The following is a 1,654-nucleotide window of genomic DNA, read 5'->3' on the forward strand; positions in this document are numbered from 1 at the left end:
CTTATAGACACATGAAGTTAAACCCGCAGGTGGTGATCGATGGATTGATTGACCACATCACCACTGTCGTTGTCGGCACGCCTGAGGTTGAAAAATTACTGCAGGGCGGGAAACAGGACAGATTCGATCGGGCTGGCTACCAACTCCTGGGAGCGTTGCCTGACGGCCCTGCCAAACTCGACTTCTTTTGCGAAATAACACTTCAGGCGCAAAAGCAACGCAGCTCTTTCCAGGTGAAAGTGCTCGGCCAGGCGGCTTATGARGGCTCGCGCTGGAAAATCACCCAGATTTATGACGTTGAGGTTGATCCTCTGGACCGCGGGGACACGGGTTTTCAGGCGTGAACTGAATCCCGCGAACTGCGCCGAAACCGCAGAACAATTGAGCTCAGCTGACTGACGGGCTAACTCATACGCGGCGCGAGGGGCATTACTCAAGCGCCCCAAAGCCCGAGGCCTTGTCTAGCGCCTGAACGATGTCGTCAGTGGCTGCCTTCAACGCAGAGACATCCATCATGGCCAGCCGGATTTTTTCCTCTCCGCCGGCACCATTCGCTATGGCGTGGGCCTGCATGTTGACAAATCGCGGGAACGGTTTGGACGGAAGCAATGCAATTTCGCGCAAGGATATGTCAGCCGTGCTTTTTGCTGCAGCAGCAAGAAAATTATCAACGCTCGCAATGGAGTCTTCCTTGACGAACTCGCGCAGCTTCCTGCCGACAAGCGCTTGTGGTTTTTGATTCAACAGCGCCGCCGCACACTTGTTTGCTTCAAAAATAGTGCCCCTCTTTGAAAGCGTCAGGTACCCGACCGGCGCAAGCTCAAAGAGATCCTGGTATTTGGCCCGGAGCGCATCCGCGCGCGCCAGGGTTTCCTGAAGCACTTCTGTCTGGATCTGAAGTTCAATCTGATGAACCTGCAGTTCATGAATCAGTTTTAGCCGGTCAGTGTCATCTGGAGCGGGAATCAAGGACTTTTTGGACGCCAGTTGCTTCTCGGCGACAGTCCGCAGCAAGTCCAGTGAAAGGTGATTAGTCATCAAATAGGATTAAAAAAAAGAGGCATCAAAGAGGCATCAAAGAGGCATCAAAGAGGCATCAAAGAGGCATCATTTTTAACAAATTTGAAAATTGGTTACTACGTCTTTTGACACGACATCGCATGAAATTGGTTACTCGATGTATGCAAGCTCATGTAGTGCGAAGTGCTCAATTTGACGGGACATTGGTGGGTTTTACTGCGCCTCCTGCCGGGCAGACTGTTGTGGATTTTCGCGCTTGTTTGATCCGTTTTTCCATCGAGCGCTGAGCCACTGGGGATGCTCTTTTGCGCAGGACTGGCGATCCACATTTCAGGGTTTTGATGGGGTCAAGCGACTGCGAAGAAGGTGGGTCACAGCAACGCGAAACTTAACAAGAATTCAACATAGACTGCCTTCAGTTGGCTACTGAAGGACCGAATACTCCAGGCGAAGCTTCAATAAATTCCGAAAGGGTTTTGCAGGTAGCCGCATTTAGACTGCGGAGTTCTTCCTTGTTGCATGCAAAAGCGAGCCACCTCTCAATGCCACCCCGTCCCTTTACAGAGTTGAGGCCAAATTCTCCAAATATCCTAGCACGCTCCATTCCACGCAGCCTGCCTGTGGAGTCATTGAA

General features: G+C 51.7%; 3 protein-coding genes. 1 reads left to right on the forward strand and 2 read right to left on the reverse strand.

The window, feature by feature from the left end:
• Window positions 1-344: hypothetical protein (locus AC1D0Z_RS21205; RefSeq protein ID WP_477660132.1), on the forward strand; the 344-nt coding region annotated here is incomplete at its 5' end.
• Window positions 345-429: 85 nt separating this feature from the next.
• On the opposite strand, the gene AC1D0Z_RS21210 is transcribed toward AC1D0Z_RS21205, so the two are convergent.
• Complete coding sequence (locus AC1D0Z_RS21210) at window positions 430-1,038, reverse strand: PAS domain-containing protein (protein WP_477660133.1); 609 nt, start codon at window positions 1,036-1,038, stop codon at window positions 430-432.
• 397 nt (window positions 1,039-1,435) lie between these two features.
• The coding region (locus tag AC1D0Z_RS21215) for a hypothetical protein (RefSeq protein WP_477660134.1) at window positions 1,436-1,654 on the reverse strand (219 nt) is incomplete at its 5' end.

This window comes from Polaromonas sp. P1_E3 (assembly GCF_056405935.1).